Raw genomic sequence first — 8,267 nt, 5'->3', positions numbered from 1 at the left:
TTTTGTATATATTTGTCTAAGATAGTCTATGTTTTTGACCTTTAGCAAGCAATAGCTCAACAGATGGATATTGTAGTGGCTAAAGCCCAACTACAAACAAAAACTTAATTTATCAGTTCCAATCCTTGATTTTTTCCCATAATTTTTTAAATGTTTCTGCACATAATCCCCTATTACATATTCTCAAATCTCAGAGTAATCCTTATCTAAAGCTGTCCAGACCCAAACCTTGTTTTTTTTACCGATAAATATTTGTAACTCCAGAGGGTTGACCCACCTGTGGCCTTCTAGAATTTTGATGATCTTCTGGTAATTGATTAGCTGCTTGTTTGACAATCCGAATAACTATATTATGATTGGCTATAGTAATTCATATCAAATCCGGTTAATTGCACATAGAATCTGGTCATAGGATATGTGTTTATAATTTTTTCAATTACTTTAATAGATATATCGCTAAATTCCCCACCGGAGAGTGTTTACGGGTTTGTCTGCATCTCCCCATCCCCCCATCTCCCCAACCATATAATAAGTATTCAACCGGATTTGATATCACTCAATGGGTGCTAAATCCTTTGCCATTAAGGTACATAGTTAAACATTGCTCTTTGACTTTTTTTGAATAACCCAGTTCAAAATAATATTCAATTTTCTTGGCGACCACAATTCTTAAATTGATAATTTTGTTTACTCCTTTTTCGACCATTTTTTCTAATATTATTAGAATCACCTAAGTGGACAATTTATATTCACTATTTGGCTAGCGATATAGCTGCCGCTAGGCTCCGCCAATGCGTAAATTAAAATTTACTACTTAATTAGAATCCCCCAGTAATACAACACAAAAAAATAATTCCACTCTTTTGAGAGTAGAATTATTCAATAAAATATCAGAAAACTAAATCCTAAAATCTGAGTATTAACTAACTCAAACTTTCACTTTTTCTTATAAAGAAGAACCTACACCAACATAAGCACCGTAGAAGAAAAGACTTACAACTACAAGTACACCAGTTCCTGCTACAAGAGCAACTAACCATAAAGGAATTCTTCCTGGTTCAGACATCATAATATTTCACCTCATTATTTCAAAAGTAACTACTATTTCAAAGAAATTTGTAAACAATTTACTTGTTAACTTTTTAGTTGATTCTACTACCTATACATTACCCAAATAGCATAACTTGTATAGGTAGAAATTGCTTGATTCCGTTTTCCAAATTAGTTAAAGAAATAACTAGAAAACAGAATACCAAGAACAAAAACTAAGAGCAGACCAAGGTAGAGAGAAGTACGGTTTAATTCTACTGGTTGCTTATTAGGATTAGAACTACGATCTAAAGGCATTATCTTGTGCTCCTATCTTTGAATAAACTGCATAGCGGCAATCGCACCTAAAAAGAAAACTGTAGGCACACCAAGAGTATGAACTGCTAACCATCTAACTGTAAAAATTGGATAGCTAACTGGTTGATTTGGATTTTGGCTAGTCATTATTTTAATCTCCTAATTTTTTATCTATTTGATAAATTCGTCAATTTGTTGTTTACCTTCAAAACGGTCTGATAAAATTGGTAATTCTTGTCTTTGTTGAGTGTAATACTCATTAGGTCGAGGTGTACCGAAAACATCATAAGCTAACCCGGTACTAACAAATAGCCAACCTGCAACAAACAGAGCCGGAATAGTGATACTATGAATTACCCAATAACGAATGCTTGTGATAATGTCTCCAAATGGACGTTCACCTGTACTGCCACCAGCCATCTAATTTTTTCCTCCCAAATAATCTTAAACCATCATTTATATATGATAGTCTTAAAACTTTTCTAAATTGCTCATGCCATAGTAATAAATGGGATGAGTTTTTTGTCTTTCTTCAGAGTAAAGATAGACTAACTTTTTGTCTTCTTTACATCTGTCATTTTTATATTTTAGCCAGACGGGATCAATTTTAACACATTCAGATTGATTTTCAGCAAATCAAAAAACACAGAGAAATCACATCTTTAGGACTTATGCAGAAACCGAGTTGATAAACTCAATTTCGTGAGTGCAACAAACAAATCATCAGGGGAATAAAACCTAGTTTCTTGCTTAGTTTATTGATAAATTATCAAAAGATCATCAGGAATGACTTTCCAACTTCTGACTTGCGGGTAGTCCTATGGATAGCTTCTCTGTTTAAACTGCCTCTGAAACCTCTGAACTATTATATTTGAGCATAGTTCCTCTTTGACCGAGAATAAAACCTGTTTCTGAATTTATAAATACAATATTGTAGAAATTTTCAGGAACATTCTCTACATCACTGTCTTTTTCCCAAGTCTGACCTCCATCGGTACTGCGAAGTAAATTACCACTACCGCCAGAAACCCAAATTTCATCAGGAGTTCTATAAGCCAAATCTAAAAGACCCCAACTTGTAGCATACTCAGGAGTAATAGCTTCTCCCCACTCTTCTAGGTTTTCCGGATCGCTAAACCGCAGTTGACCTCCACGCGCCAATAACCACAAACGACCATCATCACCAAACCCCATATTTTCCAAACGGCGAGAGTTCTGACGGTTATGAGGAGTCCAAGATTTTTGCCCTGGTTCCCAAGTAGAATAAAAATTGCCTTTTGCCGAAACAGCAATATATTTACCATTAGAGGAACGAGAAATGTTTCTTACTACTCCCACAGCATCCTCTACTTGAGCACGCCAATTTTGTCCTCCATCTTGAGTTCGGTAGATAGCTCCTACATCAGTCGTCATTTCCGCAGAATTTGGCCCGAGAGCGATAATTGTATTAGGAGCACCAGGTAGTTTAGAACTTAGAGGAATTGGACTCCAAGACTCTCCTCCATCATCAGTATGCAAAAGTGAAGAAGGTTGTCCAACAATCCACCCTTCATCACCATTAAAACTTACTGATGTCAAGCGGACTTTTTCTTCTAAATCAATACTTTTAGGTTGCCAAGTTTTACCACCATCAGTAGTTTCAAGAAGAGTTGTATCACCACCCACAATCCAACCATGGTTAAGATTATCTGTAAATCCGATATCAAACAACGTAACCTCAGTTGGTAGTTGAATTACCTCCCAGGGATTGTAACTCATCGGTGGTAAAAAAGCATTTTTGCAACCGCTACAAAGTATAACTGCTGCTAGTATTATGAAAACTTGTTTCCAGAATTTTACTATTGAGTGCATCACATTTAATCAGTAATTAGCCTTATGGCCATCTTATCGTAAACCATATAAGCTAAGGAAAAACAAGAATCCCAAGGCTAATCCACCAAAAATTAGAATATTTTTCTGGCTGGGTGTGAGAGTATTGACACCAAAACCATAGCCAAGGTTTTCTTTAAATCCTGAAGGCCCTTCAATTGGTCCAACATTTATAAATTGGACTTGAGACGCTCCACAAACAGGACAGCGCCAAACTGAAGGCAAATCTGAAAAAGCAGTTCCCGGCGGAATTTTTCCTGTAGAACTTCCCTTATTGGGTTCGTATACGTAGCCACAGGCTCGACATTCATATCGATCCTGTTCCTGTGTGTTGGCCTCATCCTGTGTGTTGGCCTGGGTTGTTTCCTCGCTCATAGTTCCAAGGGATTGAATCAGCGATTATGAAAATATCTTTAATTATTATTACAGAATTTGACACTCCACGGGAAAAATGCCTGTGGATTCTTAAGAGGTAACAAATTTGACACGAATTTAGTCCGGCAAATTTAACCCTTAATGGCATAACCAAAGATGCCTAAACGTCTGTCCGGGATAAACCAATTCAGATTGCTCTTTGATCGGACATTTGCAGCGCCCTTACATTCAGCATATATAAATTTTCCTTCCTTCTAGGAGGCAACTGGCTAGTAGTCCACTTAACCGAAAATTTATGATGACTATTTAGAATTAATTGGTTAGTTCTGACTTTTAACTTTTGACTGTTAAATTAAGACTTTTGACTTATTATATGGGCTAGCAGTAGAATAACTCTTATGGTCTCTATAATGTTCACAGACTAAGAGTCCTAGTTATTTAGAAAATGTAGGTTAATTGTGTTTGTTCTTAGTGGTTACGAGTATTTTCTAGGTTTCCTAATAATTAGCAGCCTAGTACCAATCCTTGCCTTAACTGCATCTAAGCTACTGCGGCCAAAAACTCGCGGTCCAGAGCGAGTCAGCACCTATGAATCAGGTGTAGAACCAATTGGTGGAGCCTGGATACAGTTCAATATCCGTTACTATATGTTCGCTCTTGTCTTTGTCATCTTTGATGTAGAGACAGTATTTCTATATCCCTGGGCAGTAGCCTTTCATCAGTTGGGACTCCTCGCCTTTATAGAAGCCCTAATTTTCATCGCAATCTTAGTGATTGCTCTAGTGTACGCATGGCGCAAAGGAGCTTTGGAATGGTCTTAAGTCCTAATCAAAACCCAAAAATTATTAATCCGATTGAGCAACCCCCCGAAGTTACTCAAGAACTTTCAGAAAATGTAGTTTTAACTACAGTTGACGATCTTTACAACTGGGCTAGACTTTCTAGTTTATGGCCTCTTTTGTATGGTACAGCTTGTTGCTTCATTGAATTTGCAGCTCTCATCGGCTCCAGATTTGACTTTGACCGCTTTGGCTTAGTACCACGGTCTAGTCCTCGACAAGCAGACTTACTAATTACTGCTGGTACAATCACCATGAAGTATGCTCCGACCTTAGTACGTCTTTATGAGCAAATGCCAGAACCTAAATATGTCATTGCCATGGGTGCTTGTACAATTACAGGCGGTATGTTTAGCATGGACTCACCAACAGCGGTTCGCGGGGTAGACAAATTAATCCCAGTAGATGTGTACATACCTGGTTGTCCACCACGTCCAGAAGCAATTATTGATGCTGTCATCAAGCTGAGGAAAAAAGTGGCTAATGAATCCTTGCAAGAACGGGGTAAACTTCTGCAAGCTCATCGTTACTACAGTGTTAAGCACAATATGAAAGTAGTTGAACCTATTCTGAATGGTCAATATCTACAGACATCTGACCGTCAAGCACCACCAAAAGAGCTAACAGAAGCAATAGGTATGCCAGTACCACCTGCATTGCAAGCTGCACAAAAAGAGGAGGTAAGTCGTGGCTGAATCAGAAGAAGCTCCAGTAATTGAAGCAGGTAAAGTTTCACAATGGCTGGCAGAGAATGGTTTTGAGCATCAATTCTTAGAACCCGATCATCTGGGAGTAGAAATTATCAAAGTTGACAGGGATTTCTTAATTCCCCTATCCACAGCTTTGTATGCTTATGGCTTTAACTATCTACAGTGTCAATGTGCTTATGATGCAGGACCTGGAGAAGACTTAGTAAGTATGTATCACTTGGTCAAAGTCAGTGATGATGTAGATCAACCAGAAGAAGTACGGGTAAAAGTATTTATCCCCAGAGACGATCCTAGAGTTCCTTCCGTTTATTGGATTTGGAAGTCAGCAGATTTCCAAGAGCGGGAATCTTATGATATGTACGGCATTGTCTACGAAGGACATCCTAATCTCAAACGAATTTTGATGCCGGAAGACTGGGTAGGTTGGCCGTTGCGTAAGGATTATATTTCCCCAGAATTCTACGAACTACAAGATGCCTACTAATTTTAGGTCAAAATTTTAACCTAAGTAAGTAAGTTAGGTCTAATTAAACGTTAAAAAAATTGTAGGGGCGGGTTGAACCGAAAGCCTTAACTTAAGGACGATCTAAATCCCAAAACCCGCCTTTGAATATTCCGTTTATTTATGCTCACTTACTTAGTAAAAATAGGTTGTAGGTAATCAGCTAAAAAACATTAGGCAGAGAAAATACTTTTGAGTTGATATTTCCAATTTCAAAGTCTAGCTATTTTCTACAGTTTCAGTAAATAGAATAAATTTTCTCTGGAATTGGAACTTGTCAGGGATAAGCAACGTCCCGACACCAGATAGCACCCCCCTCTTAATGGGTGGGTGCTTAATATTACTAGATTTAATAGTTAAATTTTGCTTATGGCCTTAAGATTAAATTATTCTAGTATATTTTCCAATCTAATTGTCACATTCTTATCAACCTGATATAATCCTCAGCGTCTGCGCTTTAGCTTTACTCGTCATGGGTGATAAGCATCATATTGATTTAATGTATATCTGTATTCTTGATTTAGTGGTTTTTAGCCATTAGTTAAATACAAATCACTATTAACTATAGATTTTTTGGTGGAGGAGTTAGAACGTGAGTGATCATATAAGAGAAGCCTCGCAACTTGGCGGGGCTGGTAATATAGTAGGTGTCACATTTAATGATGTAGATGGTGATGGGGTCTTTGATTCAGAAGACCAAACAATACCCGGTGTTACAGTATTTGTGGATCAAAATAATGATGGTCTGCAAAATCCCAATGAATTATTCTCAGTTAGTCGTCCAGATGGTGCCTATAGCTTCTTAGGATTACTAGATGGTGAATATCCACTTAGACAAATTCCCCCTGCTGGTACTGTTTCAACGGCTCCAGAACCAATCGTTGTCCCCGTAGTCAATGCTGATATGGTCAGAGATATCAGGATCAACTTTGGTAGTACAGTAGGTGGCCCTGTTCCACCACCACCACCTGGCCTTGGTAGCATTTTTGGCGTAAAATACAATGACTTTAACCGTAATGGTTTTCGCGACCCCGCAGAACCACCATTACCTGGATTTACCATATACTTAGACCAAAATAATAATAATCAGTTAGATCCTGGTGAACCCTCATCAATTAGTGGGAGTGATGGTAGCTTTAGTTTTAGTAACCTACCCTTAAATGCAACTTACACTATTCGGGAAATTCAGCAACCAGGTTTCGTTCAAACTATCCCAGACCCTGTACTTGTGAGTCTCAGTCCAGAACAACCTACTGTTTCAGATTTTCCATTTGGTAACGCTACAACTGGCCCAGGAATAGGCAACATTAGTGGTGTATTATTTGAAGACCTAGATATTGATGGTTTTCGTGATTCTAATGAACCAGGAATTTCCGGCAGCGAAGTATTTCTTGATGGTAACAGAAATGGCATTCTCGATGAAGGCGAAGTTATTAGTGTAACTGATGAATTTGGTTCTTACTCATTTATAGAAGTTACACCTGGTCTATTTAATGTTGATGTGATTCGGGAACTAGATGTTGCTCGAACAACTCCTAACCCAGTAATTATTTTCACCGGTACAGAAGAAGACATACCAAATGTAGTTGAAGATATTGGTTTAATTGTTCCTGGTGGTACAGGTAATGTTGAAGGTGTTAAATACTTAGATATCAACGCTAATGGTATTTTTGATTTTGATGAACCTGGTCTACCCAACTTTACTATCTATGCAGATCTCAATAGCAATGAGATTCTAGATGTTGGTGAACCATTTGATATCACTAGTCAGAATGGTAGTTACTTCTTAGCTAATCTCCCAGCAACCCGGATAACTATTGGGGAAGCAGAAGAACAACTAGGATTTAATTTAACAAGTCAGTTTCAGACTGTTGATGTACCTGATGGGGGTACTTTATCAGGCGTTAACTTTGGTAATGCTGAAATCAACGCTATCTCAGGTCTGGTTTTCTTAGATAATAATTCTAATGGTGCCATCGATCCAGGAGATATTGGTTTATCTAACTCCACTGTTTATCTAGACCTTAATCAAAATGGTATCTTTGACCCAGAAGAACCTTTCAGAATTACTAGCGATCGAGGTTTCTACAGCTTTAATACTCTACCTCCAGATGAATATGTTGTCAGAGTAGTACCTCAACCTGGTTTTATTCAAACAACAGCAGATCCAGTAATTGTTGTTACCAGTGGTGAAGATGCTAACTTTGTTAACATAGGTCAAGCTCCTGATAGTCCTTTGCTTCGCGGTGATTTAATTGGTAATAAATTTAATGATTTTAATTCCAATGGAATCTTGGACCCAGGAGAACCAGGTTTAGCTAACTTCACTCTCTATTTAGACCTTGATGGAGACAATATACTAGATCCTGAAGAACCAGCTTCAATATCAAATGTTAATGGTGACTTTAGCTTTAATAATCCTCCAATAGGAACTTACTTTTTACGCGAAATACCTCAAGCGGGTTTTGTGAAAACTACTCCAGATCAGGAAATTACGATAACTCAACCGATTAATGTTCTACAAGGCGATCCGCCTATTGTATTGAATGTTGGTAATGCTGTAATTGCTCCACCTGCCCCAGAAGGTCCTGATGGTCCTGAAGCAGAAACACCTACAGTGCCAGA

Annotated in this window: 10 protein-coding genes; 4 read left to right on the top strand and 6 right to left on the bottom strand. The window is 37.9% G+C overall.

The window, feature by feature from the left end:
• Positions 1 to 946 precede the first annotated feature (946 nt).
• The 6 genes from ACP6PL_RS11090 to ACP6PL_RS11065 all read right to left on the bottom strand — a co-directional run bounded on the left by ACP6PL_RS11090 (position 947) and on the right by ACP6PL_RS11065 (position 3,591).
• Positions 947 to 1,069, bottom strand: coding sequence for a photosystem II reaction center protein J (locus ACP6PL_RS11090; RefSeq protein WP_094677278.1), 123 nt, complete (start codon positions 1,067 to 1,069; stop codon positions 947 to 949).
• A 152-nt stretch (positions 1,070 to 1,221) separates the two neighbouring features.
• A complete protein-coding gene (locus ACP6PL_RS11085) occupies positions 1,222 to 1,347 on the bottom strand; it encodes a photosystem II reaction center protein PsbL (RefSeq protein WP_293104183.1) in 126 nt (41 codons plus the stop codon).
• A gap of 12 nt (positions 1,348 to 1,359) precedes the next feature.
• Positions 1,360 to 1,494: a cytochrome b559 subunit beta gene (gene psbF, locus ACP6PL_RS11080; protein ID WP_293136803.1), complete on the bottom strand. Its 135-nt coding sequence runs from the start codon at positions 1,492 to 1,494 to the stop codon at positions 1,360 to 1,362.
• A 24-nt stretch (positions 1,495 to 1,518) separates the two neighbouring features.
• Entirely contained in the window at positions 1,519 to 1,767 is a 249-nt protein-coding gene (gene psbE, locus ACP6PL_RS11075; RefSeq protein WP_426545314.1) for a cytochrome b559 subunit alpha, read from the bottom strand.
• Between the two features lie 417 nt (positions 1,768 to 2,184).
• Complete coding sequence (locus ACP6PL_RS11070; protein ID WP_426545313.1) at positions 2,185 to 3,198, bottom strand: photosynthesis system II assembly factor Ycf48; 1,014 nt, start codon at positions 3,196 to 3,198, stop codon at positions 2,185 to 2,187.
• Between the two features lie 33 nt (positions 3,199 to 3,231).
• On the bottom strand, positions 3,232 to 3,591 hold the full coding sequence (locus ACP6PL_RS11065; protein ID WP_426545312.1) for a rubredoxin: 360 nt from the start codon (positions 3,589 to 3,591) through the stop codon (positions 3,232 to 3,234).
• Between the two features lie 458 nt (positions 3,592 to 4,049).
• Between ACP6PL_RS11065 and ndhC the strand changes: the two genes are divergently transcribed.
• From ndhC to ACP6PL_RS11045, 4 genes are all read left to right on the top strand, one after another.
• Positions 4,050 to 4,412, top strand: coding sequence for a photosynthetic/respiratory NAD(P)H-quinone oxidoreductase subunit C (gene ndhC / locus ACP6PL_RS11060; protein WP_094677266.1), 363 nt, complete (start codon positions 4,050 to 4,052; stop codon positions 4,410 to 4,412).
• A complete protein-coding gene (ndhK, locus tag ACP6PL_RS11055) occupies positions 4,403 to 5,125 on the top strand; it encodes a photosynthetic/respiratory NAD(P)H-quinone oxidoreductase subunit K (RefSeq protein ID WP_426545311.1) in 723 nt (240 codons plus the stop codon). The genes ndhC and ndhK overlap by 10 nt, the downstream gene beginning before the upstream one ends.
• Positions 5,118 to 5,624: an NAD(P)H-quinone oxidoreductase subunit J gene (locus ACP6PL_RS11050; protein WP_426545310.1), complete on the top strand. Its 507-nt coding sequence runs from the start codon at positions 5,118 to 5,120 to the stop codon at positions 5,622 to 5,624. The genes ndhK and ACP6PL_RS11050 overlap by 8 nt, the downstream gene beginning before the upstream one ends.
• 610 nt (positions 5,625 to 6,234) lie before the next feature.
• A partial coding sequence (locus ACP6PL_RS11045; protein WP_426545309.1) for an SdrD B-like domain-containing protein occupies positions 6,235 to 8,267 on the top strand: 2,033 nt, incomplete at its 3' end.

The sequence above is a fragment of the Dapis purpurea BLCC-M126 genome (assembly GCF_050015975.1).
Classification (GTDB): Bacteria; Cyanobacteriota; Cyanobacteriia; order Cyanobacteriales; family Microcoleaceae; genus Trichodesmium.
Note: the sequence above shows the minus strand (reverse complement) of the source record. Positions and strands in the feature narration are given on the sequence as shown.